Raw genomic sequence first — 26,482 nt, forward strand, 5'->3', positions numbered from 1 at the left:
GCACAGCGTGAGCGCAACGGATATCCCGGCAACAGAATGGGAGGTCGTTCACTAGCGGCTGGTTCCAGGTTTCCTGTCGGGAGACGGCGCCTCGCCAGCGAGCAAGCAACTTGAATAACATGCCGGCGCGCAGCTGGCATTTCGACGATCGCGTCCTTGGATACTATGCAAAAGCTCAGCGAAAAGACGGTCATACGCAAGATTTTCTGGCGCGTGATTCCGCTTCTGATGGTCCTGTATGTCATCTCGTTCATCGACCGCATCAACGTGGGATTCGCCGCCCTCACGATGAACCGGGATATCGGCCTCACGCCGTACCTGTTCGGTTGGGGCGCAGGCATCTTCTTTTTCGGGTACTTCATTTTCGAAATCCCGAGCAACATGCTGATGGCGCGAGTGGGCGCACGAAAATGGATCGCCCGCATTCTTTTTACCTGGGGCGTTCTGGCGTGCGCGATGGCGCTCGTGACCGGGCCCGTCAGCTTTATCGTGCTCCGGTTCCTGCTCGGTGTGGCCGAGGCAGGCTTTTTCCCCGGCGTGATCCTGTACCTGACCTACTGGTTTCCCGTGCGTTATCGGGCGCGCATCATTTCGGCTTTCATGCTTTCCATCCCGGTTTCGATCGCCGTGGGTGCGCCGCTCTCGACACTGGTTCTCGGGATCAATGGCGCATTAGGCCTCAAGGGCTGGCAATGGCTATTCATCATTGAAGGCTTGCCTGCCTTGCTCGGCGCGTTCGTGGCGCTGGGACTGCTGACGGACAGCCCGGATCGGGCACGCTGGCTGACTGACCAGGAGCGAGACTGGCTGAAGCGCGAACTCGCCGCCGATGACGCCGCGCCAGGCACCAGCGGCAAAATCTCCGCGTTGGGCAAGGCTTTGCTGAACCCGTCCGTCATCCTGCTTGCCTTCATCTATTTCTGCGCAACGGGTGCGAACCTCGGGTTGTCGTTTTTCTTACCGCAGATCATCAAGCAGCAAGGCTACAGCACCGTCGCGGTTGGCCTGATCACGTCGATACCGTATATCGCCGGTTGCCTGGGCATGCTGGTAATCGGCAACCTGTCGGATCGATTCAACGAACGCCGATGGTTTCTCGCCGGCACGATGGTACTGGCCGCCGCGGGGTTGGTCGGCGCCAGTATCCTGGGGGCGTCCATCTGGTCTATCGTGGCGTTGAGCGTCGCGGCTATCGGCATCTTTGGTTGCAAGGGTCCGTTCTGGACATTGCCGGCTTCATATTTGCGCGGCCCAGCCGTTGCTGGCGGGATCGCCTTCATCAACTCGATCGGCAACCTGGGCGGTTTCGCCGGCCCCTATCTCGTGGGACTGTTCAAGACGTCGTCCGATAGCTATGCAGACGGACTCCTCGCGTTGGCCGGCTTCTGCGTGGCGGCCCTGCTTGTCACGCTCCTTTTCATTCGGCCGCGGCGAGACGCAGAGTCTGCGTCATTTAGCGTCCTCGACGCCAGTCAACACTAGATCGAGTTGTCGCCGTGATGCCGCTGCGCGCCGCACAACCCGTGTGCGGCGCGGCGGCTCCGTCACGTTGGCGGGGTGCTCGCGTAAGATGCCATCACGTCGTAGCCAGCCGTGCCCGTGATAGGGCGTTTTTCGATTTCCGCTTTTTTCATCGCATTATGTTTCCCGACCGCATTCCCAGCCTCAGATCCGGTCGACTCCTCTAAACGACAATTTGGCCCGCGTGCTGCCGAACGGCGGCGAGTCCGTGGTTGGCCATGGCAATCGGGTGACCGACCGGCTCGAAGCGCCCTGCAGTGCCATTGCGGGCGCCGTGGCTGCATACCGCCGGTTTCCTTCCATCTACGGCTGTCCGTACTAAGCCCCATACGTCGGCAACAGCGCTGCCAGCACCGAGACGCGCTCCTTCAGCACTTCATGCAGTTGCCGGATCGCGGGAAGGAACTGCTTGCGATGCGCGCAGATCAGATTCAGCGGTGCGGCCTCGCCGGGCTGCTCGGGCATCAGCACTTCGAGTCGGCCCGCCTGCACGTCTGCGCACACGTCGAGCCACGACTTGTATGCGATACCGTGGCCCTCGATCGCCCAGCGCCGTGCCACGTCCGCGTCGTCGCAAAAGAGCGACCCGACCACGGCGACCTGGCGGAGTTCGCCCCCCACAGGGAACATCCACTTGTCGTAGACACGTCCGCCCAGAACATAGAGCAGGCATTGGTGCACCGCCAGTTCGTCCAGCGTGCGCGGCCGGCCATGCCGTTGCAGATAGGCGGGCGAAGCGACGAGCACACGCCGATTGTCGCTCGCGAGCGGCAGCGCGACATAGCTCGCGTTGTCGGCGCGGCCGTAGCGGATGGCGATCTCGACCGGATCGCGAAACATGTCGGTCAGTTGATCGGACAGAAAGAGCCGCACCGACAGCTTCGGATGCGCCTCGCGAAACGCAGTGATCCAAGGCAGCAGAACATTGCGGCCCAGATCCGACGGCGCGGCGATTTGCAAAAGCCCCTGCAACGTATCCGCCGCGCTATGCAGACACTCCCGCCCCTCCTGCAATGTCGCGAGCACCTGCTTCGCGTACGGCAGATATTCCTCGCCTTGAGCAGTAAGCCGCAGGCTGCGCGTTGAGCGCGCGAACAAACGAATGTCGAGTTCCCGTTCGAGCCTCTGAATTGCCGCGCTGACCTGGCCTGGCAGCAGGTCCGCTTCGCGGGCGGCCCTCGAGAAGCTGCCGAGCGCGGCAGTGCGCACGAACAGCGCGAGGTCGTCGAACCGGATCATTTTCATTCCTCTAGTGAAAGTTCTACCCAATTTTCCCTGTTTTTCGAACGGCTTGTGCGGCGCATCATCACATCTATTTCCGGGCCGCCCCACGCGGCTCGCTCTCGAACAGCACGTCAGAAACACAAAATGAAAGCCATTGTTTACGACCAGCCCGGCCTGCCGATCGAAGATCCGCGTGCACTCTACGAAACCGATTTGCCGAAGCCCGAGCCGGGGCCCCGCGATCTGCTCGTGAAGATTCGCGCCATCGCCGTGAATCCCGTCGATACCAAGGTCCGTGCGGGAATGCTCGGTGACACGCCGCGCCTGCTTGGGTGGGATGCCGTCGGCACGGTCGAGGCCGTCGGCGCGGCGGTCACGCTCTTCAAGGTTGGCGACCGCGTGTTTTACGCCGGCTCCATCGCCTGCCCCGGCGCCTACGCCGAGTACGGCGTCGTCGACGAGCGCATCGCCGGTCATCAACCCACCACGCTCGATGACGCGCGTGCCGCCGCGTTGCCGCTCACTTCAGTCACGGCGTGGGAGCTGCTCTTTGATCGATTCTGCGTCGCCGAGAACGGGGGTGACGGCGATGCGCTCCTGATCATCGGCGCGGCCGGCGGCGTCGGCTCGATTCTCACTCAACTCGCGCGGCAACTGACGAAGCTGCGCGTGATCGCCACGGCATCACGACCGCAAACGCAAGAATGGGTCCGCGATCTGGGGGCGCACGACGTCATCGATCACACGCGCCCGCTGCAAGAAGAGTTGCGCCGGATCGGCGTTGCACAGGTGCGCTATGTCGCGAGCCTCACCCATACCGAGGAGCGCTATCCCCAGATCGTCGAGGTGCTCGCGCCGCAAGGCAAGCTTGGCGTCATCGACGATCCGAAAACGCTCGACGCGACGCCGCTCAAGTTGAAGGCAATCTCGCTGCACTGGGAACTCATGTTCACGCGGTCTTTGTTCGAAACGCCGGATATGATCCGCCAGCACGAGATCCTCGAGCGCATTGCCGCGCTGATCGATGCGGGCACGCTGCGTACGACACTCGGCTCGCATTTTGGGGCGATCAACGCCGCAAACCTGCGGCGCGCGCACGAGCTCATCGAAAGCAATCGCGCGTTCGGCAAGATCGTTCTCGAAGGGTTTTGAGTGACCCGTTGGCTTTCTGCTTCAATTACCTGTCATCTCCATAAGAAGATATCGCCATGAATTTGATTGACGCCGTGCAAACCCGTCGCACTGTGAAAGCATTTGAGCCGGGTCATTCGTTGCCGCAAGCCTCGGTCGATGCGCTGCTCGCCGCGCTTCACTACAGTCCCTCTTCGGTCAACTCGCAGCCTTCTCACTTTGTCGTCGCGTCGACACCGGAGGGCCGCGCGCGCATGGCCAAAGCAACGCAAGGCGCCTACGCATACAACGAACCGAAAGTGATGAACGCCTCGCACGTGATCGCACTTTGCATGCGCACGGATATGGATGCGGGCCACCTCGACACTATCCTCAAGCAGGAAGGTCACGACGGGAGGTTCCAGATGGACGGAGCGAAGGACATGCAGGATAAGACACGACGCTCGTATGTGGACATGCATCGCTACGAGTTGCGCGACATGCCCCAGTGGATGGAGAAGCAAGTGTATCTCGCGCTGGGCGGACTGCTCGTCAGCGCGGCCGTGCTCGGCATCGACGCGACGCCGATGGAAGGCTTCGATTCGCGCGCACTGGACCTCGAGCTTGGGCTGCGCGAACGTGGGCTTACGAGCGTCGTGCTGGCGGCTTTCGGGCGCCGCAGCGACAAGGATTTCAACGGCAAGCTACCGAAGTCGCGCCTGCCGCGTGAACAGGTCTTCACTTTCGTGTGATCGTAGCAGGCGAGGTCCGTGGGTTCTTCTCTGTCGCCGACGCTGGACGCTTCAGCGATTGTCGCTCCGGATGCCGGCGTGGAGTTCCTGCCTGGAATACGTGGCCAGTCGGTTCGACCCTCGCCCGCGGCCGGCCGACGCCGGACCTCATCGCTGCGGCTATGCTCGGTATCAATACCACTGCGGCCAGACGGAATACCACGATCTCGAAGAAGCACGCCGGTACGCCAGCTACGAAAATGGCGGTAAGGCAACCAACTGGATCGCCACCGCCGACGCGACTACCGGCTCGTGTCTCCGGCATGTTTAATCAAACCGGTTGACGTAGACCAGAGGAGACCGGCACTGACAGTGCGGATCGTCACCGCGACCAGTATCAGTGATGGGAGTAAATCGAGTGGGCGCCCACGCTCGTCTTGGGAGCACTCGTTTGTGAAGCCCCATCCAACACGCCCCCCACATCGTTGTTGCTCGATGCTGTGACGTCCTGCGCGTCGAGGCGGGCCTCTGCCGTCTGGATATCAGCGGGATATTTCAGTTTGCTCGGCCGGTAGCCGGCCTGTTCCAATCTGATCAGGTCCGCCTGTACGTCCTTATGCGTCAGTGACACGCCAGCGTCCTGAGCGAAGGAGGCAGTCGGGAGTGCGAGCAGCCCAATCACCAAGGCAGCATACAAATGTCGCTTCATCGTGAATTACCTCATAAACGTGGGTTTGGTCAGCTTCGATCAGTAATCGGAACCACTGATCTCCTTCCTCGCCGCAACGAGAGCAGGTGACAGTTATTTTGCATGGGCGAAGATGGAGGGATCCTGACGCTCGCATTACATCGACGTCATGTTTTGATTTCGAGGCCGGGATCGAGGCGCCAGTTGTTCCGTGCATCTTCCCAGCCTCTTTCCCTGCGTTGTGCTCGGCCATTGCGCCTGAGCCAGCCCTGGAAAAGCGCCCCGCTTTATGACTTCTTTGTCATCTTCCGTCCATCCTGGCGCAAGGAAGTCTCTCTATAATCGTCTGCCTGTCGGGTCGAACAGCGCTGCCGAGGCGATTCCAACAGAGTTTCGAGTATTGGCAATTGACCTGGTAGTTCTTATCGCATCCAGTATGGTCGGGAGCGAATAGTTCGGACGGTGCAAAGCGCGGCCTGTCGGCAGGCAGGCAGGCGAAGAAGTTTTCCGGCACGCGCGATGGAGTGTTGACGTACAGGTTATATGCCCATCATTCTGCCGCCGTCGCGAGGAACAAGAGGCCTTGCGCAATCACGCACTCGGCAGTGCAGACATATCGTATGCGACCCAATTGACTTCGCCTCAACGCGCTGCGCGGACGCAATTTGCGTAATGTACTATCTGGATTGAATGCACGACTTGCTAAGCGAAAGGGTTTTCATCATGCGTATTCTTATCGTCGAGGACGAACAGAAGATGGCCTCCTACCTTCGCAAAGGCCTGATGGAGGCAAGCTTCATTGTCGATGTATCTAACGATGGCAACGACGGTTTGTTCCTCGCGCTCCATGAAGACTACGATCTCATCGTACTCGACGTGATGCTCCCGGGCATCGACGGGTTTGAGGTACTCAGGCGTTTGCGAGCGCAAAAACGCACACCCGTACTCCTCTTGACGGCGCGCGATGCGGTCGAGGACAAAGTCGCCGGACTTGAAGCGGGGGCAGACGATTATCTTGCGAAACCCTTCGTCTACTCCGAATTTCTTGCACGGATTCGCGCGGTGCTGCGCAGACCGACGCAATCGGTCGACACCGTGCTGCGCGTCGGCGATATGGAAATCGACCTCCTCAGGCGCCGTGTGCGGCGCGGTAACGTTCGCATCGACCTGACCGCGCAGGAATTCACGCTGGTGAAGCTCCTCGCCGAGAGGCAGGGGGAAGTGGTCACGCGCGCGATCGTCACGTCACAGGTCTGGGACATGAACTTCGACAGCGATACGAACGTCGTTGAGGTGGCTGTCCGACGTCTGCGCACAAAGATCGACAACCCATTCGAGAAGAAACTGCTCCATACGGTCCGTGGCATGGGCTATGTGATGGAAGAGCGAGCATGACTGCCGCGGACGGAGCGTACTCGCTGCTCAGGCGTTTGAGTCTCGCTTTTACTATTGTCGCCATATTGGTGCTCTCGATGGCCGGCGGCCTTCTCTATCATTCGCTGTCGAGCCAACTCATGCACCGCGACGACAGCGAGATTTCGGTCAAGCTCGACGAGTTTCTGTCGACAGCTCGCCGATACGGCTCTGTGGAAGCGATCGGCAGCAATAGCGGCCTGTTTCGCGAGGAATTGCTCGCGCATCCGGCAATCTCTTTCGCCATACTGGATGGTCAAGGAAAGGTGTTGGCCGACTCGGACCGGCGGGACCAGCGCTTGCGCTCGATCGGGTCGGGCGATCCGGCACAACGGCAGCCTTATTCATGCTCCCCCCCGTCCCTCGGACCTTCGCGCTGCGTATTCGGCGACGAAAAGTTGCGCTCAGGTGAATCGATACGCGTGCTGCTCGCCCATGAAGCGGCAACGCGTTACTCCGTCCTTCGCGAGTACCAAGGCGATGTATGGCTCGTGATCCTCGGCGGCTCGGCGCTGACGGGTCTACTTGGCTACGCCATCGCCAAGCGGGGATTATCCCCGGTCAAAACCATCGGCCAACGAATTTCGCGCATCGAGGCCCACAATCTTGGCGAGCGCCTCGATATTCGCGGCGGTCCCGTCGAACTCCGTGACATCGCGGGTCCAGTGAATCGCATGCTCGACAGGCTTCAACGTGCATTTGCGCGACTCTCACAGTTCTCCTCCGATCTGGCGCACGATATGCGCACTCCGCTCGCCAACATGATCAGCGCGTCGGAAATTACTCTTTCGCGTGAGCGATCCACCGAGGAATACGAGGCGCTCATCGACTCGAATATCGAGGAATGCCAGCGCCTTCAACGGATGATCGAGACCATGCTGTTCCTCGCGCGAGCGGACCATTCAAAGGAACTGCTTCGGCTGGGCGTGTTCGATTGCCATGAAGAATTCGCGAGGCTCACCTCGTACTTTGAAGGAGTGGCCGAGAACAAGGGCATCCATTTCGCCCTCGACGGTGCAATCCAGGTTCGCGCCGATCCGTCCATGCTTCGACGCGCCCTGAGCAATCTCGTATCGAACGCGCTTGAGCATGCCGACGCCGAATCGGAGGTCGAGCTGCGCGCCTACCGGTCTGACGAGTACGTCGCCGTCGAAGTCACGAACACCGGCCACACCATTCCGCCGGAGCATATCGGCAAGATCTTCGACCGCTTTTATCGAATCAATCCGGCGCGGCAAGGGTCGGCGAAGAACATGGGGCTGGGCCTCGCCATCGTGCGATCGATCATGGAGTTGCATCGTGGCCGAGTCGACGTCGTCAGCCGCGCCGGCTCGACGACCTTCACGCTTTACTTTCCTTCCGCGACCGCGTAACAGCCTGAGTCGCCGTCGCGCGCAATCACGCGGCATCCTTTTCTCGCAGAGTTCCGTTAGCTAATCCGCGCAAGATGGCGCGCCCGCGTTCGTCTTGCGTCGGCTCGGCAAGCCGACGATGCATTTCGCGCGTGCCTTCCCAAGATGTCCGAAATGACATCTCGCCGCCACCTCGTAATCAGACACGCAACACGAAAATACGCTCTCCAACGCTGAGGGAAGACGTCGCGATACCTCGGTGTCCCAAGGTCTGTTCAACCATCGAGAGCTTTCGTGAACATTCGCTATCGCAGGCGTCTGCAGCTGTCTGTCGGGGGAGCTGGCATCCTCGTCCTTTGCGGTGCGCTGTTTTCCCTTCACTCGCGGACTTCGCCCGCGGCTAACGAGTCAGCGCTGCCCAATGCCGTAGACCTGTCGCCCGAGGCGCTCGCGAACGTCAAATTGCAGTTCGACGTTCGCGTCAAACCAACCGGGATACAACAGGTGATGAAACGACTTTTTCCAATTTGTGCGTTCGCGATCGTGCTAACCGGTTGCGCGACGCAGTCGCAATCGCGCCATCCCACCGGAAACCGGCAGACATCGCACGGCACTGTAGTCGACTACGATGGCGTGCCCTGCCGCAATCAGAATATGCATGTGAAATCGCCCATCTGTCTGTTTCCGAGAACCCTTACCTCTCTCAATTAATTCGCTTTACGAAACAATGTTAATTGAATTCCACAACTTTAATAGAATACTCATAAATACATATGAAAACGTACTCGATGAAATAGTGTTTTTTAACTGCGCGAGACGTACAGCCTGCTCCCATATCACGATCATGTGGCGCACACGGCTGTATTTTTCAATCACTCCGCATAGCAATTCACATTCATTGTTCTTTCTCTTTTTCCAATGTCTTTAATTTTCCAAAGCAATTAGTCGACTATTGAAATGATAGGAAAAAGAGATTGGATAGTAGAACGGATGAGTCATAGGATTCCTCCGGCTCCCTCTTTAACCAGGAATACAACGTGAAAGTACTGAAGACACAGATTGCTGCAAGCATTTTCTCGATCGTCTCAGCAGTGGCGCTCGCTCAAACGTCGTATGCGGCGGATATGACCCAGGATAGCGGGTCGCCGGTCGGCGACAATCAGAACTCCCAGACCGCCGGCCCCGAAGGTCCGGTCCTTTTGCAGGACTCTCATCTCATCGAGAAACTGCAGCGTTTCGACCGGGAGCGCATACCCGAGCGCGTGGTGCATGCGCGCGGCACGGGTCTCTTTGGCGAGTTCGTGCCGACCACGGACATCAGTTCCCTGACCTCTGCCCAAGTGTTCACGCCTGGAACGAAGACCCCAGTCTTTGTTCGATTCTCGACGGTGATGGGATATCGTGGTTCGCCCGAGCAGGCACGCGACCCGCGCGGCTTCGCAATCAAGTTCTACACGCAGCAAGGGAACTGGGACATGGTCGGCATCAACTGGCCCATCTTCTTCATTCGGGACGCCATCAAGTTTCCTGACTTCGTGCATGCGAACAAACCATCGGCAGTGACCGGTGTGCAGGATCCGAATCTGGCGTTCGACTTTTTCGCCCATTCGCCCGAAGCAACCAACATGCTCACGCACCTTTACACGGACGAGGGCATGCCGGATTCATACCGCCACATGGACGGCTTCGGTGTGCACGCCTTCAAGTTCGTCAATGCGAAAGGCGAGGTTCACTACGTGAAGTTTCACTGGAAGAGCCGTCAGGGTATCGAGGGCATTCGCCCCCAGGATATCCCGCACTCGATCGGCGCCGACTGGAATCTGATGACCAATGATCTGTACAACTCGGTCAAGGCCCATTCGTATCCGCAGTGGGACCTTTACATCCAGGTGCTCTCGCCGAAGGATCTGGACAAGTTCGATTTCGATCCGCTGGACGACACGAAGGTATGGCCATCTTCCATCCCCGAGCAGAAGGTGGGCACGATGACGCTCAACCGCATTCCGGATAACTATTTCGAGTCCACGGAAGAATCGGCATTCGCGCCTTCGCGCCTCGTACCGGGCATTGAACCTTCAGAGGACCGGATGTTGCAAGGCCGCCTGTTCGCCTATGCCGACACACAGATGTATCGCCTCGGGCCGAACTACAACCAGTTGCCAATCAACCGTCCTGCCGTCCCGATCTACAACAACAACCAGGACGGCCTCATGAATGGGGAAGATCGAAAGGGCGAAGTGAACTACGAGCCGTCCGGAATCGCCGAAATCGCGCAACAGGACAAGTACAAGTCCGTGCAGACGCCGCTGAAGGGGACGACCCAGCAAAGAGCGATTCACAAAACACTCGACTTCCGTCAGGCCGGCGAGTACTACCGGACGCTGTCCGATACCGATAAGACAGACCTGATCACGGCGCTGTCGGGCGACCTTGGCCGCGTGACCAACGACGCTAACAAGTACGCGATGCTCTCGTACTTCTATAAGGCTGATGCCGACTACGGCACCCGCCTCGCGCGTGCCACGCATGCGGATGTCACGCGCGTGAAGGACGCCGCGGCACACCTGAGCGACAACTGAAGCAAATTGGGGAAGCCTGCGCAAGCAGGTTTCCCAACCCGATAAGTAGATAGGTACGCTTTCTCACGGAGGACGCAATGCGATGCTCTTTTGCTGCCCGGCGCCTTGTTCGGACCGTGGCGGCCATTAGCCTGACCGCACTGTTGACAGCAAGTTGCGCGCAGCATGTGTATCAGTCGGGAACGTATTCGGCCGTGACGGACATGCCGCGTTACACCGAAGACTGGTTTGCTGCGGCGCGTGCGGGACGCACGGATATTGTTCAGGCGTTGATCGCCGCCCATTTCCCGCTCGACACAACGACGCCTGAAGGCTATACCGCGCTGATCCTGAGCGCGTACGACAATCACCCGGAGACCCTAACGGCCCTCCTTGCCGCAGGCGCCAACGCTTGTGCGGCCGACCGGCATGGGAATACGGCTCTGATGGGGGCGCTCTTCAAAGGCGAGCCGAAAATCGCCGCGATGCTGCTCGACAAGCATTGCGACATCGATCAAACCAACAATGCGGGGGAAACGGCATTGTCGTTTGCCGCGCTGTTCGGCCGACTCGATATGATTCCGGTGCTCGTCGCACACGGCGCCAACGTGAACCATGTCGATGCGCGCGGCGGCACCGCATTGCAAATGGCGATCGCACAACGCAATCCGGCGGTAGAGGAAGCGCTACGCCACGTCGGCGCGACACAATGAGACGTTGCCGATGAGCCGCGTTTCATGCCGCCTCGACCATCGGCAGATAAAAGTGACCGCAATACCCGCGCGGCCGCGCCCTTACCCCTGTGCGGGTCACGCCCGCTTCAACAGCGCGCTGTCTACCGGCAACGCCCGAATCCGCGTACCTGTCGCATTGAAGATCGCGTTGCAGATCGCAGCCGTTGTCGGCGGCACACCCGGTTCGCCAACGCCACCGGGCGGCGCGGCGCTCGGCACGATGTAGACATGGGTTTCCGGCACGGAGTCGATGCGGGCGACCCGATAGTCGGTGAAGTTCGATTGCTCGGCCGCCCCCTGACCGAACGTCAGTTCGCTGTATAGCGTATTGCCGAGCGCCATCACCACCGCGCCTTCGAACTGCGCGATCACGCGGTCGGGATTGACGATACGTCCGCAGTCGACCGCCAGATCGACACGCGTCACCCGCACCGAGCCATCGTCGGCCACTTGCACCTGGGCGACCGCGGCAACGTACGTCAAAAAGCTGCGATGGACAGCGATCCCGCGCCCGTGGCGAGCGGGCAACGCCGCAGCCCAGTTCGAACGCACCGCGGCCGCGCGGACCACAGCGGCATAGCGCGCGGTATCGATTGGATACTCGTCGATCGACGCGCCGTAGTTCGGATAATCGACCCCCAGCGCATGCAGATCGACATGACGCGGAGTGCCCAGCAGCGCGAGCAGATGCTTCACCGGATCCTGTCGCGCCGCAACGGCGAGCTCGTCGACGAACGAGCCCAGTGCGAAGCCGTGCGGAATGTTGTACACCGACCGATACCAGCCGATACGCGTATGCGCCGGCGCCGCTCCGTTCTCGCACTGCACATTGGCGATTTCATACGGCATGTCGGTCACGCCCTGACCGAGTTCGCCCGCCGAACCATAAATCACGTTCGGCGTGAACGTCGAACCGATGGACGGAAACACGCTCCGGTGCAACCACGCAATCGTGTTGCCCTGCGCATCGAGGCCGCCTTCCATGTGCTGCGCGCACACGGCATGGAAATAATCGTTGCGTATGTCGTCCTCACGTGTCCACGTCAGCTTGACGGGAGCGCCGACCTCGCGCGCCAGGTACGCGGCTTCGGCCACGTAGTCCGGCTTCGACTTGCGGCCGAAGCCGCCGCCGAGCAACGTGACATTGATCGTCACGGCCTGCTCCTGCAAGCCGAGTACTTGCGCGACGGTCGTGCGTGCTTGCTGCGGATTCTGCGTGGCGGTCCAGACTTCGACGGCGCCGTTCGCAAACGATGCAGTGGCAGCCAGCGGCTCCATCGCCGCGTGCGCCATATGCGGCACGTAATAGTCCGCCGACACATGTCGTGCGGCGTTCTTCAACGCGCCGGCGGTATCGCCATTGTTGCGCACGACCTTCCCAGGCTGCCGCGCAGTGTCTTCAAGCGCCTTGCGATACGCCCGGCTATCGTACGTGCCGTTGGGCCCGAGGTCCCATTCGAGCTTGAGTTTCCGGCGCCCTTGCAGCGCGGCCCAGGTGCTGGTCGCGATCACCGCGACGCCGCCCAGCGGCCGGAAGCCGGCGGGCAGCGGCGCCGAAACGATGCGCACGACGTGCAGCACGCCGGGCACCTTCATCACTTCAGTCGAGTCGACGCTTTTGAGCGTTGCGCCGTACACAGGCGAACGTTCGACCGACGCGTACGTCATCCCGGGCAACACGACGTCGATGCCGTACGTTGCGCGGCCATGCACGATGTCGTCGAGATCGACGATTGGCAGGGACTTGCCGATATAGCGCCATGTGTCCTCGTTTTTCAGCTTCAGCGTGTCACGGCCGGGCACCGGCTGACGCGCCGCAGCCTCCGCCACCGCACCGTATGAAACGCGCCGCCCGCTCGCCGCATGCACCACGTGGCCGGGCTCGGTCCGGCAGCTCGCCGGGCTCACTCGCCACTGCGCAGCGGCCGCCGCGATCAGCATCTGCCGCGCGCAAGCGCCTGCCTCGCGCAATGGCTGGAAGAACTGGCGGATGCTGCGGGAGCCATCGGTATTCTGGTCACCGTACTTGGCATCGCCTTGCGCCTGCACAACCTTGACTGTGTTCCAGTCGGCATCGAGTTCGTCCGCGAGGATCATCGCGAGGCTGGTACGGATGCCGGTGCCCATCTCGGAGCGATGCGCGACCAGCACGATCTCGCCAGACGGCGCGACCGACACATAGACGTTCGGCGCAAACACTGCTTTGACACCACTTGCCGAAGCGAGCGGGGTCGCCGCAAACGCCTGGCGCGCGCCGCCGACATGCAGACCCAGCACCACGCCGCCCGCCAATGTGCCCTTCAGTACCCGGCGCCGGCTCAAATTGACGATCTCGCTCATGACGTCTGCTCCGCCGCCGCCTTGATGGCAACCTTGATGCGTTGATAGGTGCCGCAGCGGCAGACATTGCCGGACATGGCTTCGACGATCTGCTCGTCGCTCGGCTTCGGCGTCTGTTTGAGCAGCGACGCGGCCTGCATCATCTGGCCCGGCTGACAATAGCCGCACTGCGGCACATTCGCGGCTTTCCACGCCCGCTGCACGGGATGTTCGCCGCCTTTGCCCAGGCCTTCGATCGTCGTCACGGGCTTGCCCTGTACATCCGCAAGCGACGTGACACACGAGCGCACTGCCACGCCATCCAGATGGACGGTGCACGCGCCGCATGCGCCCACGCCGCAACCGAACTTGGTGCCATGCAGCCCCAACAGGTCCCGCACCGCCCACAGCAGCGGCATGTTCGCGTCGGCGTCGACGTTGTGATGCACGCCATTCACAATCAGTTCCATCGGTTCACTCCTTGTCGTGGACGCACGCCGCACCTGCCGGCGCTGCCTGGTCATCGCCTTATCTGCGCACGCCGTTCATGCTCTTGCCTGATAGGCGTTGCACCATCCGGCGCCGCTCACCTGCTTTGCGCCGAACAGCGCACAGAGCGCGTTGGCGTCGGCTGGCTTACCCTGGTAGAACTGGCAGTTCGCGCAGCGCTGGTTGGTGCGGTAATGCGGATATTTCGTGTGGTCGACCTGGGTCGCATTGGCCTTGTACCCGAGCGCCTGCGCAGCGGGATCGCTCTCCTGAAGCTGCTGCGGCGCCGCCCAGACGGAGCGTCCGGAAACCACCAGCGCGGCGGCGCCGATCGAATGAATCATGAAGGTGCGTCGAAGGGTTCTCATGTTCAATACCTCCCTGTCAGGCTACGAGCAAGCGTTGCGGCGGCGCCATGAACTCCGGTCCCACGGGCTCCCTGACGAAGTTCGCGATAATCGCGTCGATCTGCGCGAACGCCTTCTCGTCGAGGCGCCAGCCGAACACATCTTCGACCCCGTCCAGTTGCGCCGGACGACGTGCGCCCCATAGCGCGATCGTCGGGCCGCGATCGAGCACCCAGCGCACCGCCAGCGCGAGCACCGACTTGTCGAAGTTATCGCGCGCGAACACGTTCAGCGCTTTCACGGCCGCGACATATTGCTCGCGACGCGGCGCGCAAAACTTCGGATCGCGCTGGCGCAGATCGTCGCCCTCGAAGCGCGTCTCGACGCCGATGCGCCCCGCCAGCAGTCCGCGACACAGCGCCCCATAGGCAAGCGCGACCAGCCCATGCTGTTCGGCGTACGGCAGCACGTCACGGTCGATATCCCGTTCGAACAGGTTATACGGCGGCTGTGTGGCCGATAGCGGCGCCACGCGCCGGAACGCATCCATTTGCGCAGGCGTGAAGTTGCTGACGCCCAGCGCCCGCACCTTGCCTTCCTTGCGCAGATCGTCGAGCACCGCGGCGGTCTCTTCGATCGGCACGAGCGGGTCGGGCCAGTGGACCTGATACAGATCGATGTAATCTGTCCGCAAGCGCCTCAGCGTGTCCTCCACTTCCTGACGAATACGCTCCGGCGATGAATTGCGAAATACCGCGCCGTCGTGCCATTCCAGTGCGACCTTGGTGGCGATGACCGCCTTGTGCCGGTAGCCGTCGGCCAGCGCCTTGCCAATGATCTCCTCCGAAGCGCCGAAACCGTACACCGGCGCCGTATCGATCAGATTGACACCGCTGTCGAGCGCCCGGCGGATCACCGCGATCGAGTCTTTCTCGTCGGTGCCACCCCACATCCACCCGCCAATGGCCCAGGTGCCCAGGCCGACACGTGAGACAGGGGTCGTTAAGCCTTCAATTGCGATTGTTTCGATAGTCATGTGAAGCTCTCAAATCAAAGCACTACATCAAGCGGCGCGTCCGGGTCGAATGCGATCTGACCCATAGCGGCGTGCCCATAGAGCAGGCAGGCGAGCCGATTATTTCAGCGGCATCCGCCGATCACAAGAAGGCACCTGACGGTTTCATACTTTCCCCGTGGAAACTAATTGCTGCCACGGCGCTTACACGCACGACAACCCGCAAAGGAGAACCAATGATCTTGCGCGGGTCGGCTATCGGCTCACACCACTGGGGCGTCGCCCATCGCCTCGCGTAGCCGCCGCCACGTGAGGTCGACGCTGGCCGCCATTGTCGGGCGCTCAGCAAAGCCGTGAGAAATTGCCCATAATGGCCCGCGGTCTTCGAGCAACCGTTGGGATATTTGATGAAATCAGTTTCTGGCACACCGCAATCCCCGATCGCATTTCTGGCTGTAGCATTGGCGTTCGCGATCAACATGATGGGTACAACGCTACCGACGGCAATCTATCGGTACTACCAACAGCAGTATGGTTTTACGCCGACTGTCATCACCGTGATCTACGCCTCATATGCAGTCGGTGTGCTCGGTGCGCTGCTGTTGATCGGCAACTGGTCCGATCAGCTGGGCCGTCGTCGCATGATGATCGCGGGGTTGTGTGCGTCGGCCGCATCGGCGCTGACGTTCCTGCTCAGTGACGGGTTGGCGCTTTTGATGCTGGGCCGCCTGCTGTCAGGCGTCTCTGCTGGCATCTTCACAGGAACCGCCACCGTCGCCGTGATCGAACTCGCGCCGCCTGCATGGCGCGGTAAAGCCATGCTCGCGGCTACCGCCTCCAATATGCTCGGGCTGGGTTTCGGTCCTTTGCTGAGCGGCATCCTGGTCGAACTATTTCCATGGCCGACGCAGTTGCCCTATGGGGTCCATCTGGTGCTGGTCGGCATCGCCGCACTCGCCGTGCTCGGTGTGCCGGAGACCGCCGCGATTCCCGCGCGGGTGAAGCTCGGCTTCCAGAAAATTTCGCTTCCGGTCGAGGTACGCCGTGCGTTCATTCCTGCCGCGCTGGCGGGGTTTGCCGGTTTCGTCGTGGTGGGCTTCTTTGCGGCGGTCGGCCCTCAACTGATTCGGGTCGTGCTCGGTTTTCACAGCGGAATCGTGACCGGCTCGATTGTGTTCCTGCTGTTCGCGTGCTCCGCTTTCGGGCAAATCGTGCAGACGATCATTGCTGCGCGGTGGCGCCAAGCGGTCGGCTGCATTGGACTCGTCGTGGGACTCGTCTGTGTGGGCCTGTGCGTGCCCGAACGCTCGCTGGGCGCGCTTTTGCTCGGCACCGTCCTGGCTGGAATCGGGCAAGGCATCAGCTTCCGTGCCGGGTTGGGCGAGATCGCGTCGGCGGCGCCCGCGCACCGGCGAGCGGAAGTCACGTCGAGCTATTTCGTCGTGCTTTATGTGGCGATCTCACTACCTGTGATTGGTCTGGGTATCGCCGTGCAGCTCACCGGCATTCAACGCGCGACCCTGCTCTTTGTCGGCCTGACGATAGTCCTTGTGCTTATCGCCCTGCTCCTGCTGATGCGCCGGCAAGCGAACCGGGAGCCAGACGCCCATGCAATGGGTGACTAAAGACGAAACCCCTCGCAGTTCGAGCGCAGCAATCGCTTGAAGAAACGGCGGCGACGGCCGCCCGGAATTCACCTGATGGATTGCGGGCGACCTCGATCAATTCACACCGTGCGGCGAAGCGGTCCACGACACGCGCTTTTGTGCAGCGCTTCCCGACCGTTTGCCGCGCTGTGCGAGCCCGCCGGCGCGTCACGCTCAGGAAGCCTCCAGCGCCGGTAGCAGCGCTGGCGCGCTCGTGAGGAAGGCGCGCACGTGCATCGCAATCACCGCGTCGCTGGGCGTGGTGTTGTCGTTCGAATAAATGCGGCGGCGAATCGCAAGGTGCGATACCGCGCCATGCAGCAGCCAGCCTACCTCGGTCAGATGCGCCGGATCGGCCGGTACGCCGCATCCCAATTCGTGCGCCGTCTCAGTGACAATGATCTCAAGCGCATGCGTCACGACGGCATTCGTGTACGTCGGCGCCATCTGCAGATCTTCAAGCGACGAGTAGAGGAACAGGCGAAGCCACTGCCGCGTCAGCAGGGTGTCGTAGTAGTCGCGATAAAAAGTATTGAGCCTGCTTTCAATCGGCACACTGCGGTCTTTCAGTTGAACAAACCAGATCGCCTTGAAGGTTCCTACAATTTCTCGCTTATAAACTTCGTCGATCAAGGCAGCCTTGCTGGGAAACAGGCTATACAGCAGACGTTGCGAAACGCCGCAGGCCTCGGCAATCGCGCGAGTCTGCGCGTTCAAACCGTGCTCGGCAAAATATTCGGCGGCCTTCTCCAGCACGCGCGCCTGACGCTCGGCGCGCGGCAGGCGCTGCGGCGCTTTCATCGGCCGCTTGACCGGCGCGCGGCCCGCTGCGCTCTTGCTGCCCGGCTCTGCAACATCCCTGGGTTTGGCCTTCATGACGCTCCTGTGTCCATCACTGTCGAAAAATAAGTCGCCACATGACGACTTATGATTTGGTAGAGTATATCGTCCGGGTCCGAGCAAAAGCCTCGCGAGGCACCCGGGCGCAGTCATGCATTATCTCAGGCTACCGCGCTGCGAGTCCCATCTTTGGCCGCCAGCCAATGCAAACGCTCCACCCTGAGGCGCGTTTGAGGACCTGCCGCACAACCCGAATTCCGTTCTCCATCCATGTCTTTGTCAAGCCGCCAGTCAGTCATCATTGCGCTGATCGTCGCCAGTGCCTATTTCATGGAGAATCTGGATGCGACGGTGATCGCGACCGCCCTGCGCCACATGGCCGCCACATTCGGCGTCACGTCCGTGAGCCTGAGTATCGGCATGACTGCCTATCTGCTGGCGCTCGCGGTCTTCATTCCCATTAGCGGATGGGTGGCCGACCGCTTTGGGCAACGTTCGGTGTTCGGCGGCGCGATCATCGTGTTCACCGGCGCCTCCATACTTTGCGGGCTGAGTAACGGCCTCGTCGAATTCACCGTTTCGCGGATCCTGCAGGGAATCGGCGGCGCGATGATGATGCCGGTAGGCCGCCTCGCCGTGCTGCGCAGCACCGAGAAACGTTACCTGATGCGCTCGATAGTAAAACTCCGGATCGCGGACCGTGATATGTCCGGCGATGCCTTCGGCCGGCCCAAATCGCGCAAAGATGCGAAACGCCGCGGCGAGTTTGAGCTTGCGATGCTGCCGTTCATCGTCGAGGCTGCCGAATACCGGTGGCTCCGGCAAGCGTCCGCCGATTGGTTTGGGAGTCTGCAACTCGCGGACTTCCGCGTGGCCCATGACATACTCCTTCGTGCTGGTCGACGACTTGATTTTCGTCGGCACAGAGGACACAGGCCATCGACGATTTGTCACAAGATCGCCTCTTGCGCTCATAACGTGCGCAGACGACTCGACCTTGGTGTCCGGATATGCAAGGACGATGTATGCCTCGCAACCCTATCGTCAGGTCGATGATCCAGCACTCAGCGCGACGCGACGAGCGCGGCTTTGCCGAAGGTGTCCTGAGCAAATTTATCGAAGGCCCGCCGGATCACCGCAATTGATTGCCTTTATTGGCGTCACCACTTCCTTCGCCGATAGCACGCGTCCGGGTCCAAGGCTTGAAACGGGCATACATAAAAAATTCAATCGCAAGGGTTTCGCTAGTCATGCGATACTTGTTTTTTGACAAACCGCACCTGGGTCGGATGCTGTCGAGGAACTGAAGCACGCTGACTAAATGAGCAAGCGAACACGCTTACGATCATGTCAGCCACATCAGGCGACCACCAAACACCTCGCGGCCCCATACCTCCCCCATGGAAACAAACTGCGACGATGCGCTTCGCGCCGACGGCAATGCGCAAAAGAAAACCGATGATCTTGCGCGCGACATCATCGAGCAGATCGCCGACAAGTGGAGCATTCTGGTGATCGATGCACTGGGAACTCATGGCGAGATGCGTTTTTCGCGCCTACGCGAACACATCGGCGGCGTCAGTCAGAAGATGCTCACGAAAACATTGCGCCAACTCGAGCGCGACGGCCTGGTGTCGCGCCACGTGCATCCCGTGATACCGCCGCGTGTCGACTATCGGCTGACACCGCTCGGAAACAGCCTTCTGGACAAAATCTGCGGAATTTGGGATTGGGCCGAAAGTCACATGACCGAAATGGAAGCCGCGCGGCAGCAGTTCGACGGCAGAGAAAAGCGCGCCGACACCTCACGGTCACCCGACGGGGCGACTCTTTAGACGGCACGGCTGAAGCTGCTGAATTGCAAATGCATGCGGCAGTTCTATGCCCACAACGGTGGCCGACGCGTTACACGAGCGGGTCAATGACGCTCCGTTGGCAACGAACCGCGTAGCTATCTCCTCCACCACCTGGCTACTGCACTGGCTTGCCTGGCGTTGTCCGAATTCTGCTTGACGATGCCGGTGAGTTGATGTCGTTGATGGTCGCGAGGCTCGCATTGATCCTGTTGACTCGCGTGATCCCTACGAGCGCCAGCGCGATGAGCGCAAACGGAATCAACCCAAACCCACGGCAACCCGCGTGCCGGTGCGAACATTCTGAAGTCTCAACATCGCTCCCTGTGCGATCGCTCTCACCAGGCACTGTAGCTGCTTGCCAAGGTCGGATGCGCGATTGTGCTCGATCTGAGCACCGCCGTGCTTGCGATTTTCGTGCTGAAGCCGCCGCACACGTGATCACCGATTTCTATCGACTGCGCGGCTCACTTTCGATTATCTGCACTCAGGTCCGCGCACCTATACTCGAATTCAACCAGTACGAAACGGGCGCCTGCGCGTAGCAGACGACCGGTTCATCTATCGCCGACGCGCAACGCGCCGGGCGTGTATCTGACATTCAAATAGAGCATTAGGAGAACAGGCATGAGCGGTGCACCTGCGGCGGTCGTTGCGTACGCCCAGCCGAAGACATCGGTTCGCTGGAAGATTTTCTTCATCATGTTGCTGCTGGTGACGGTCAACTACATCGATCGGGCATCGCTGTCCGTTGCGATGCCGATGATCGCAAGCGAGTTCACGCTTACGCCGGTCATGCAGGGCCTCATTATGAGTTCGTTCTTCTGGTCATACACGCTGATGCAGATTCCAGGCGGCATGGCCGTCGACCGCTTCAAGCCGCGGCTGGTCCTCGCGCTGTGCACTTTGCTCTGGGGCGCCTTCCAGGGCCTTGGTGCGCTGACGACCAACGCGGTGTCCTTGCTCGCCACAAGACTCGGACTTGGTGTGGCAGAAGCGCCCGTGGCTTCGGCGGGAGGTGCGCTCAATGCGATGTGGCTCACGCAGCATGAGCGCGTCCGTGGCGCATCGCTGATGGACGGTGGCTCGCCACTCGGCGCCGCGCTCGGATCGGTACTGATCACCTGGCTGATCGTGGTCGCGCACTCATGGCGCACCGCGTTCGCGATCGCCGGCGTCGGCACCGTCCTGTGCGGGATAGGCGCCTGGTACTACATCAAGAATCAACCGCGCGAGCACGCCGGCGTCAATGAAGCCGAAGCGGAACACATCGAACTGGCCCGGCGCAAGGAAGACGAAAAGGAAGCCAAAAGCCTGTCGGGCAACTCGCTCGATTTCTTCAGGTATCGCTCAGTGTGGCTGATGTTCATCGGATTCATGTGTTGCACAACGCTTTACTACGGCCTGTTGACCTGGATGCCCACCTATCTGCAGAAAGCGCAGGGCTTCAACATTCAGCAAATGGGCGGCGCCAGCTTCGTGATCTTCTTCTGCGGCTTCATCGGCGAACTCTCCGGTGCCTACGTCGCCGACAAGTGGCTCGCCAGCGGCGCCGCACCGAACCGCGTCATGCGTACTTTCTTCGGCATCGCCGGCGTGGTTGCCACGATCGCGGTATTTTCGGTGGCGCATGCGACGAACCCCACCATGGTCGTGATCCTGCTGTCCATCACGCTCTTCTTTCTGCGGTGGGGCGGCCTGTACTGGTCGATCCCCGCCATGCTCGCCTCTCGCAACAAGGTGGGCACGCTCGGCGGGATGCTCAACTTCGGCGGGAATATTGGCGGCATGGTGATCCCGATTGCGATTGGCGCGATCGTTCAATTCACGGGCTCGTATTTCCTCGCGCTGATGTGTTTCGCCGCAATGGGCGTCGGCCTGCTGCTCTGTTCAATCGGAATCGATTATGAAACGAAGATTCCAGTCTGAGCGATCGCCGCGCCGCTTATAAGCAAAATTGCTACTGAGATTGGAAAATGGGAATAGCAAAAGTCGAAGACATCATTGGCCAAACCGTCCGGCGCGACATTGGCCGCATGAAGCGGTTCGTCGAAGGTCAGCTGGAAGCGGCCGCGCGTTCGATCATGAGCACGCCGAACGCCCACGTCGGTATCGTGACCGGTTTCTTCATACGCAATGCCGTCCCGCCCTCGCCGGAGACGGACGGACTGGGCGGCATGGCCCATCTCGCCGCCGCACTGTCGAACCTCGGCATACCGGTGACGGTGATCTCGGACGCGCCATGCTGCAAGGCGGTCTGGGCAGTCACCACCGAATTGCCGAAAGAGGTGGCGTTCGAAATCACCTCGGTGAGCGCGGCATCGGTCAAGTCGCTGAGAGCCCGGCTAAGCGAGGCGGAACGTCCGATCACGCACATGATCGCGATCGAGCGGGTCTCGCCCGCGAGCGACGGCAAGCCGCACCGGGAATACGGCGCGGACATGTCCGACGATACCGCTCCGCTGCATCTTCTGTTCGAGGATCCCGAGTGGTCGCGTCCGTGGGTCACGATCGGCATCGGCGACGGCGGCAATGAAATCGGCATGGGCGTGCTGCCCGAGCAAATCGTCCACGACGACATTCCCAACGGCCCGTTGATCAGCGCGGCCATTCCCGCGGACTACCTGATCGTTTCCAGCGTCTCGAACTGGGGCGGCTGGGGACTGGTATCCGCGATGGCGATGGTCGCGCCGCGAGACGCGGCAGCGCGGCTGCTTAGCGATTTCACGCCAGAGCGTGACCGGGCGTATCTGACTGCGGCCGTCGACATCGGCCAGGCGGTTGACGATAGCCGCATCGACCGCCCGGCGACGCCGAAGATGAGCGTCGACCGGCTCTCGTGGGAACAGCATGCGCAAGTGCTGGGTCAGCTCAGGGCACACGTGGACGGATACCTCGCAGCGCCGTCGCACGCGTGAGCGTGACGCCCTTTCAATTTCTTGACGTACCGACCATGTCCGACCTTTCGAGTACCACTTTTACACGTGCGCCGTCGTGGGCCGCCAGCTTGCCAGGAGAATTGCAGACACCGTGTTTCATCGTCTCCGAGCGCGGCATTGTCGATAACTTGCACGCGACCGCCCGTGCGTGTGGAGGGGTGGAGCGGCTCATGCCGCATGTGAAGACGCATCGCGCCCGCTGGATCGTAGAAAGACTGATGCGCGAAGGCGTAACGGCGTTCAAGGCCGCTACCGTCGCCGAAGTGGCGATGGTGCTCGAGGCCGGCGCGAAACACGTCCTCTGGGCATATCCGACCGTGAACAGTGCTCATATCCACACCGTGCTCGCGCTGGCGCGCGCTCATCCGGCCGCACAGGTCGATGCGCTCGTCGACTCGGCGGCAGGCGTAGGCGCGTGGCGTCGCGCGACGAATGAGGCGCCGCCGGCCAATCTCGCGCTGCTCATCGACCTGGATGCCGGCATGGGCAGAACTGGCGCGCCAATGACAGTGGCGACGCTGCAACTGGCCCGTACGCTTGCCGCGCTCGGCTGCTTTGGAGGATGGCATGTCTACGACGGCCATATCCATGATCTCGATACTGCCACGCGCCGCGCGCGAGTGGACGCCATCGTGGGACAAGTGGCCGTGCTGACGCGCGCAGCCGATGCAGAGGGACTGTCGACAAAGCTCGTCGCCGGGGGCAGCTACACGTTCGATCTGTGGCCAGACACGCTCGCCGACTTCGTATCCCCGGGCAGTTGGACCTATTCGAGCGCTCAGCACGACCTGGAGTTGCCCGCGCTCGGCTGGACGCCAAGCGCATATGTACTGGCAACGGTAATTTCACGCAACGGCGCAACCGCGACGCTCGATGCGGGCTCGAAGGCCATCTCGCCGGACAAGCCGATGGCGGAGCGCTTTCGCTGGGACGGCAAGATCGTCATGATGAGCGAAGAGCACGTCGTAGTCGAAAACACCGATCTGGCTGTCGGCGACCGGGTGATGTTATTGCCGCGCCATGCTTGCACGACTGCCTATCTCTACCCCAGCGCGCGGGTGCTTACCACCGAAGGGTCGTGGGAAGTGCGTGAGCAACTCGGGAGCCGCCGATAGGCCGCGAGCCCGGCAGCGGTAAATGGCGATTGAAGCCATGCAACGCGACGCGGCCACGCACGTCATGCGGCAACTCGGAAAAACACGACATCAAGGCAAAGGGAAAAACATGAACGACAGTGGCACACGCCGCGCATTGCGTGGCGTCAATCCAGGCGAGCTCAATCCGGGCGGGCACTATTCTTCCGCGATGATCGCGGGCGATTTCGTCTTCCTGTCCGGCCAGACGCCGCGCGACGCCGACCGGAATGTGATCGGCAACTCGATCGAAGAGCAGACCCGTGCCACGCTCGCCAACATCGAGCGGGTGCTGGCCGCCGCCGGCGCGAGACCCCAAGACGTCGTCAAAGTCACCGCCTATCTGACCGACTTGACGCTCTTTAGCCGCTTCAACGCGCTCTATGCGAGCTGGTTTGCCGAGCATAAGCCCGCGCGAACAACCGTGGAAGCCGGTCTCCAGGGTGTGCTCGTGGAGATCGACGTGGTTGCCTACATCGGCGAGCGCTAACCCTGCCGGCAAGCCGCCGCACGCACGCTAAAAGCCGTAAAGCTTTGCAGGATTTTCAACAAGGACTCGATGCCGCGTCGATTGATCAGGTATCCATAGCGTCAGATCGTCCAGCAAGCGTGCGGCGTCCGGCTTGTTGTCGGCTGCTTGTGTCGGATGAGGCCAGTCCGATCCCCACAGCATCCTGTCCGCGGCAAGTTGGGTCAACCTGAGCGCGACCATGCCGGCGTCCGCGTAAACCGGTGCTCCGCTTCGCGACGCAAGATAGGGACCACTCAATTTGACCCAGGTGCGACCGCCCGCCAACAGCGCCTCGACCGCCCGGAATGCGGCATGCTCCGCGCCGTCTGGTTGCGGGATCTGCCCCATATGATCGATCACGAGCGGCGACGACAGACTCGCAAGCAACGGCCGATGCGCGAGTAGCTGCGCAGCAGTGGCATTGACTTGAATGTGCCAGCCAAGCGGTTCGATCCGCTTCGAGAGCGGCTCCATCATCGATACCGTGACGCCGACCAGGTATTCGAGATTAAAGCGCAGCCCGCGGACACCCCTATCGTGAAGACCGGCCAGCTCAGCATCGGTCACGGTGTCGGGCACGGTCGCTATACCGCGCGCGGTCTCTCCGAACTGCGACAGGGCATCGAGCAGACAACGATTGTCGGTGCCATACGTCGACGGTTGAACGACGACATGTCGCTCGACGCCCAGCCTGCGCTGCAGCGCGCGATAGTCGGCGACCGTCGCGTCAGGTGGCTGCAATTGCGCAGACGGATCGACTGGATACCGTGCATCGTAGATGTGGTGATGACTGTCGGTTGCCTTCGGCGGAACGGGAAAGCGCCGTTGGCCGGCGCGGCCCACGCTGGCCGGTTCCTCGGCAAAAGCGGATTCGCCGGATGGGGGCGGTGTGGCCGCGAGGCCGGTCGTCCGGTTGCCACGGCGATGGTCTTCGTCGCCTTGAGCTTGATCACGGTGACTTTGCTTCTCCTGCTTCAATCGGCATCTCCTTTAGTCAGCGGTCAATGGCAGCGACGGAGTGTCCTGCAGCAAAATGACCAACCACGCACTGCGTTCTGACACAACGAAAAGAGTGGCTCAGTATACGAATGCAATTTGTCCGGGGGATAATCAAAGTTAGTGACGCCCTCTGATAGAAACCTTCGATCATGCGCATTTCTCTTCAGCAAATTGAAACCTTTTATTGGGTTGCGCGATTAGGCGGATTTCATGCGGCGGCGCGTCATCAGCACCTGACGCAGCCGACCATCTCGGCACGCATCCAGGAGTTCGAAGAGCATCTCGGCGTGCAGCTTTTCACGCGCAGCCGAACGCGCTCCGAACTCACGCTCGCGGGCCGCGACGCGCTCGTCAATGCGGAACAGGTGCTAAAGCTCGCCGAAAAGCTCGAACAGATTGCGAAGCGTAGCGACCCCATGTACGGACTGCTACGTCTCGGCGCGATCGAGTCCATCGCCCACGCGGGGCTTGCCGATCTGCTCACGCAACTCAAGACGCGATATCCGCACATGAAGATCGAACTCACGATCGATGTGGGCGTCACACTTGGACGCAAGCTCGGTGCGCACGAACTGGATATAGCGATCCTCAACGATTCCACCAATGCGCCCCACGTGGTCGAGACCGCCATCGGCTACACCGACCTACACTGGGTGGCGTCGCCGCAACTCGTGCCCAACTGCAATGTTGCGCCTCACGAGCTTGCGTCGGTGCCGATCATCACCGTCTCGCAACCGTCATCGAACCATTCGCTTGTGATGAACTGGTTCCGCAGCGCCGGTTGCACTCCGGACAACATCAGCTCATGCAATTCCCTGTCCATGATGTCGCGGCTGGTCGCGGCGGGACATGCGGCGGCCGTGTTGTCGCCCGCGATCATGCGCACGGAGATCGATGCCGGGCTGATTCACGTGCTGAACACCGAACGGCCAATCACCCAGCAAGGGTTCTTTGTCGCCTATCAGGAAGAGTGTCTGAGTGGCGCGGATACCATCGTGGAGCTGGCAAAAGAGGTGCTCGCGCGCAGTCGCGTGCTGATTCCGGGGTAGTCGGCGCCAGG

The 26,482-nt window shown here is 61.0% G+C and carries 23 protein-coding genes and 2 pseudogenes; 16 read left to right on the plus strand and 9 right to left on the minus strand.

Annotated features, from left to right (window positions below; genetic code table 11):
- The first annotated feature begins 165 nt into the window (after nt 1-165).
- Nucleotides 166-1,482 carry an MFS transporter gene (locus tag PQQ53_RS15250; RefSeq protein WP_408324673.1) on the plus strand — a complete coding sequence of 439 codons (1,317 nt, stop codon included), beginning with the start codon at nt 166-168 and terminating at the stop codon, nt 1,480-1,482.
- Between the two features lie 357 nt (nt 1,483-1,839).
- On the opposite strand, the gene PQQ53_RS15255 is transcribed toward PQQ53_RS15250, so the two are convergent.
- Nucleotides 1,840-2,760, minus strand: a complete 921-nt coding sequence (locus tag PQQ53_RS15255; protein ID WP_408324675.1) for a LysR family transcriptional regulator — start codon at nt 2,758-2,760, stop codon at nt 1,840-1,842.
- 129 nt (nt 2,761-2,889) lie between these two features.
- On the opposite strand from PQQ53_RS15255, the gene PQQ53_RS15260 reads away from it, so the two are divergent.
- Nucleotides 2,890-3,897 carry a zinc-binding alcohol dehydrogenase family protein gene (locus PQQ53_RS15260; protein WP_408324677.1) on the plus strand — a complete coding sequence of 336 codons (1,008 nt, stop codon included), beginning with the start codon at nt 2,890-2,892 and terminating at the stop codon, nt 3,895-3,897.
- Nucleotides 3,898-3,953: 56 nt separating this feature from the next.
- Entirely contained in the window at nt 3,954-4,607 is a 654-nt protein-coding gene (gene nfsB / locus PQQ53_RS15265) for an oxygen-insensitive NAD(P)H nitroreductase (RefSeq protein ID WP_408324679.1), read from the plus strand.
- A 376-nt stretch (nt 4,608-4,983) separates the two neighbouring features.
- Here the strand turns inward: nfsB and PQQ53_RS15270 are convergent, their stop codons facing one another.
- On the minus strand, nt 4,984-5,295 hold the full coding sequence (locus PQQ53_RS15270) for a DUF4148 domain-containing protein (RefSeq protein ID WP_408324681.1): 312 nt from the start codon (nt 5,293-5,295) through the stop codon (nt 4,984-4,986).
- Nucleotides 5,296-5,997: 702 nt separating this feature from the next.
- Here PQQ53_RS15270 and PQQ53_RS15275 point away from each other — a divergent pair.
- The 5 genes from PQQ53_RS15275 (at nt 5,998) to PQQ53_RS15295 (ending at nt 11,310) form a co-directional block, all read left to right on the plus strand.
- Nucleotides 5,998-6,669, plus strand: a complete 672-nt coding sequence (locus PQQ53_RS15275; RefSeq protein WP_408144612.1) for a heavy metal response regulator transcription factor — start codon at nt 5,998-6,000, stop codon at nt 6,667-6,669.
- Nucleotides 6,666-8,060 carry a heavy metal sensor histidine kinase gene (locus tag PQQ53_RS15280; RefSeq protein WP_408324682.1) on the plus strand — a complete coding sequence of 465 codons (1,395 nt, stop codon included), beginning with the start codon at nt 6,666-6,668 and terminating at the stop codon, nt 8,058-8,060. The genes PQQ53_RS15275 and PQQ53_RS15280 overlap by 4 nt, the downstream gene beginning before the upstream one ends.
- A 273-nt stretch (nt 8,061-8,333) precedes the next feature.
- Nucleotides 8,334-8,750 (plus strand): putative periplasmic lipoprotein, encoded by a 417-nt coding sequence (locus PQQ53_RS15285; protein WP_408324683.1) that lies wholly within the window; start codon nt 8,334-8,336, stop codon nt 8,748-8,750.
- A 413-nt stretch (nt 8,751-9,163) separates the two neighbouring features.
- On the plus strand, nt 9,164-10,618 hold the full coding sequence (locus PQQ53_RS15290; RefSeq protein ID WP_408144774.1) for a catalase: 1,455 nt from the start codon (nt 9,164-9,166) through the stop codon (nt 10,616-10,618).
- Nucleotides 10,619-10,695: 77 nt separating this feature from the next.
- Nucleotides 10,696-11,310, plus strand: coding sequence for an ankyrin repeat domain-containing protein (locus PQQ53_RS15295; protein WP_408144618.1), 615 nt, complete (start codon nt 10,696-10,698; stop codon nt 11,308-11,310).
- A gap of 96 nt (nt 11,311-11,406) precedes the next feature.
- Here PQQ53_RS15295 and PQQ53_RS15300 read toward each other — a convergent pair whose 3' ends face one another.
- From PQQ53_RS15300 to PQQ53_RS15315, 4 genes are all read right to left on the minus strand, one after another.
- Complete coding sequence (locus tag PQQ53_RS15300; RefSeq protein ID WP_408324684.1) at nt 11,407-13,671, minus strand: xanthine dehydrogenase family protein molybdopterin-binding subunit; 2,265 nt, start codon at nt 13,669-13,671, stop codon at nt 11,407-11,409.
- On the minus strand, nt 13,668-14,120 hold the full coding sequence (locus tag PQQ53_RS15305; RefSeq protein ID WP_408144622.1) for a (2Fe-2S)-binding protein: 453 nt from the start codon (nt 14,118-14,120) through the stop codon (nt 13,668-13,670). Before PQQ53_RS15305 ends, PQQ53_RS15300 begins: the two co-directional genes overlap by 4 nt.
- Nucleotides 14,121-14,195: 75 nt before the next feature.
- On the minus strand, nt 14,196-14,507 hold the full coding sequence (locus PQQ53_RS15310) for a high-potential iron-sulfur protein (protein WP_408324686.1): 312 nt from the start codon (nt 14,505-14,507) through the stop codon (nt 14,196-14,198).
- A 16-nt stretch (nt 14,508-14,523) separates the two neighbouring features.
- A complete protein-coding gene (locus PQQ53_RS15315; protein ID WP_408324688.1) occupies nt 14,524-15,522 on the minus strand; it encodes an aldo/keto reductase in 999 nt (332 codons plus the stop codon).
- Between the two features lie 386 nt (nt 15,523-15,908).
- Here PQQ53_RS15315 and PQQ53_RS15320 point away from each other — a divergent pair, with 386 nt between their 5' ends.
- On the plus strand, nt 15,909-17,126 hold the full coding sequence (locus PQQ53_RS15320) for an MFS transporter (protein ID WP_408324690.1): 1,218 nt from the start codon (nt 15,909-15,911) through the stop codon (nt 17,124-17,126).
- A 195-nt stretch (nt 17,127-17,321) separates the two neighbouring features.
- On the opposite strand, the gene PQQ53_RS15325 is transcribed toward PQQ53_RS15320, so the two are convergent.
- The gene (locus PQQ53_RS15325) at nt 17,322-18,140 is read right to left on the minus strand and encodes a TetR/AcrR family transcriptional regulator (RefSeq protein WP_408144630.1); all 819 of its coding nucleotides are present in this window, start codon (nt 18,138-18,140) and stop codon (nt 17,322-17,324) included.
- Between the two features lie 117 nt (nt 18,141-18,257).
- On the opposite strand from PQQ53_RS15325, the pseudogene PQQ53_RS15330 reads away from it, so the two are divergent.
- Nucleotides 18,258-18,674: pseudogene (locus PQQ53_RS15330) on the plus strand (MFS transporter); the annotation flags it as partial.
- Here the strand turns inward: PQQ53_RS15330 and PQQ53_RS15335 are convergent.
- Nucleotides 18,672-18,866 (minus strand): annotated as a pseudogene (locus PQQ53_RS15335) (class II aldolase/adducin family protein); the annotation flags it as partial. The pseudogenes PQQ53_RS15330 and PQQ53_RS15335 overlap by 3 nt on opposite strands.
- Before the next feature lie 521 nt (nt 18,867-19,387).
- On the opposite strand from PQQ53_RS15335, the gene PQQ53_RS15340 reads away from it, so the two are divergent.
- The 5 genes from PQQ53_RS15340 to PQQ53_RS15360 all read left to right on the plus strand — a co-directional run bounded on the left by PQQ53_RS15340 (nt 19,388) and on the right by PQQ53_RS15360 (nt 24,402).
- The gene (locus PQQ53_RS15340; RefSeq protein ID WP_408144632.1) at nt 19,388-19,822 is read left to right on the plus strand and encodes a winged helix-turn-helix transcriptional regulator; all 435 of its coding nucleotides are present in this window, start codon (nt 19,388-19,390) and stop codon (nt 19,820-19,822) included.
- Nucleotides 19,823-20,467: 645 nt separating this feature from the next.
- Nucleotides 20,468-21,769 carry an MFS transporter gene (locus PQQ53_RS15345; protein ID WP_408324692.1) on the plus strand — a complete coding sequence of 434 codons (1,302 nt, stop codon included), beginning with the start codon at nt 20,468-20,470 and terminating at the stop codon, nt 21,767-21,769.
- A gap of 47 nt (nt 21,770-21,816) precedes the next feature.
- Nucleotides 21,817-22,758 (plus strand): glutamate cyclase domain-containing protein, encoded by a 942-nt coding sequence (locus tag PQQ53_RS15350; protein WP_408144635.1) that lies wholly within the window; start codon nt 21,817-21,819, stop codon nt 22,756-22,758.
- Between the two features lie 35 nt (nt 22,759-22,793).
- Nucleotides 22,794-23,894, plus strand: a complete 1,101-nt coding sequence (locus PQQ53_RS15355; protein WP_408324694.1) for an alanine racemase — start codon at nt 22,794-22,796, stop codon at nt 23,892-23,894.
- Between the two features lie 37 nt (nt 23,895-23,931).
- On the plus strand, nt 23,932-24,402 hold the full coding sequence (locus PQQ53_RS15360; RefSeq protein WP_408324696.1) for a RidA family protein: 471 nt from the start codon (nt 23,932-23,934) through the stop codon (nt 24,400-24,402).
- Between the two features lie 27 nt (nt 24,403-24,429).
- Here PQQ53_RS15360 and PQQ53_RS15365 read toward each other — a convergent pair whose 3' ends face one another.
- The gene (locus PQQ53_RS15365; RefSeq protein WP_408324698.1) at nt 24,430-25,401 is read right to left on the minus strand and encodes an amidohydrolase family protein; all 972 of its coding nucleotides are present in this window, start codon (nt 25,399-25,401) and stop codon (nt 24,430-24,432) included.
- A gap of 170 nt (nt 25,402-25,571) precedes the next feature.
- On the opposite strand from PQQ53_RS15365, the gene PQQ53_RS15370 reads away from it, so the two are divergent.
- Nucleotides 25,572-26,471 (plus strand): LysR family transcriptional regulator, encoded by a 900-nt coding sequence (locus tag PQQ53_RS15370; protein WP_408144642.1) that lies wholly within the window; start codon nt 25,572-25,574, stop codon nt 26,469-26,471.
- The last annotated feature ends 11 nt before the right edge of the window (nt 26,472-26,482 follow it).

The organism is Paraburkholderia strydomiana, from assembly GCF_046030495.1.
GTDB classification, from domain to species: Bacteria; Pseudomonadota; Gammaproteobacteria; order Burkholderiales; family Burkholderiaceae; genus Paraburkholderia; species Paraburkholderia strydomiana_A.

Coding starts and splice junctions, on each gene's coding strand:
- PQQ53_RS15250 (WP_408324673.1), top strand. CDS start 166: ATGCAAAAGCTCAGCGAAAAGACGGTCATACGCAAGATTTTCTGGCGC.
- PQQ53_RS15255 (WP_408324675.1), bottom strand. CDS start 2,760: ATGATCCGGTTCGACGACCTCGCGCTGTTCGTGCGCACTGCCGCGCTC.
- PQQ53_RS15260 (WP_408324677.1), top strand. CDS start 2,890: ATGAAAGCCATTGTTTACGACCAGCCCGGCCTGCCGATCGAAGATCCG.
- nfsB (WP_408324679.1), top strand. CDS start 3,954: ATGAATTTGATTGACGCCGTGCAAACCCGTCGCACTGTGAAAGCATTT.
- PQQ53_RS15270 (WP_408324681.1), bottom strand. CDS start 5,295: ATGAAGCGACATTTGTATGCTGCCTTGGTGATTGGGCTGCTCGCACTC.
- PQQ53_RS15275 (WP_408144612.1), top strand. CDS start 5,998: ATGCGTATTCTTATCGTCGAGGACGAACAGAAGATGGCCTCCTACCTT.
- PQQ53_RS15280 (WP_408324682.1), top strand. CDS start 6,666: ATGACTGCCGCGGACGGAGCGTACTCGCTGCTCAGGCGTTTGAGTCTC.
- PQQ53_RS15290 (WP_408144774.1), top strand. CDS start 9,164: ATGACCCAGGATAGCGGGTCGCCGGTCGGCGACAATCAGAACTCCCAG.
- PQQ53_RS15295 (WP_408144618.1), top strand. CDS start 10,696: ATGCGATGCTCTTTTGCTGCCCGGCGCCTTGTTCGGACCGTGGCGGCC.
- PQQ53_RS15300 (WP_408324684.1), bottom strand. CDS start 13,671: ATGAGCGAGATCGTCAATTTGAGCCGGCGCCGGGTACTGAAGGGCACA.
- PQQ53_RS15305 (WP_408144622.1), bottom strand. CDS start 14,120: ATGGAACTGATTGTGAATGGCGTGCATCACAACGTCGACGCCGACGCG.
- PQQ53_RS15310 (WP_408324686.1), bottom strand. CDS start 14,507: ATGAGAACCCTTCGACGCACCTTCATGATTCATTCGATCGGCGCCGCC.
- PQQ53_RS15315 (WP_408324688.1), bottom strand. CDS start 15,522: ATGACTATCGAAACAATCGCAATTGAAGGCTTAACGACCCCTGTCTCA.
- PQQ53_RS15320 (WP_408324690.1), top strand. CDS start 15,909: ATGAAATCAGTTTCTGGCACACCGCAATCCCCGATCGCATTTCTGGCT.
- PQQ53_RS15325 (WP_408144630.1), bottom strand. CDS start 18,140: ATGACTGCGCCCGGGTGCCTCGCGAGGCTTTTGCTCGGACCCGGACGA.
- PQQ53_RS15340 (WP_408144632.1), top strand. CDS start 19,388: ATGGAAACAAACTGCGACGATGCGCTTCGCGCCGACGGCAATGCGCAA.
- PQQ53_RS15345 (WP_408324692.1), top strand. CDS start 20,468: ATGAGCGGTGCACCTGCGGCGGTCGTTGCGTACGCCCAGCCGAAGACA.
- PQQ53_RS15350 (WP_408144635.1), top strand. CDS start 21,817: ATGGGAATAGCAAAAGTCGAAGACATCATTGGCCAAACCGTCCGGCGC.
- PQQ53_RS15355 (WP_408324694.1), top strand. CDS start 22,794: ATGTCCGACCTTTCGAGTACCACTTTTACACGTGCGCCGTCGTGGGCC.
- PQQ53_RS15360 (WP_408324696.1), top strand. CDS start 23,932: ATGCAACGCGACGCGGCCACGCACGTCATGCGGCAACTCGGAAAAACA.
- PQQ53_RS15370 (WP_408144642.1), top strand. CDS start 25,572: ATGCGCATTTCTCTTCAGCAAATTGAAACCTTTTATTGGGTTGCGCGA.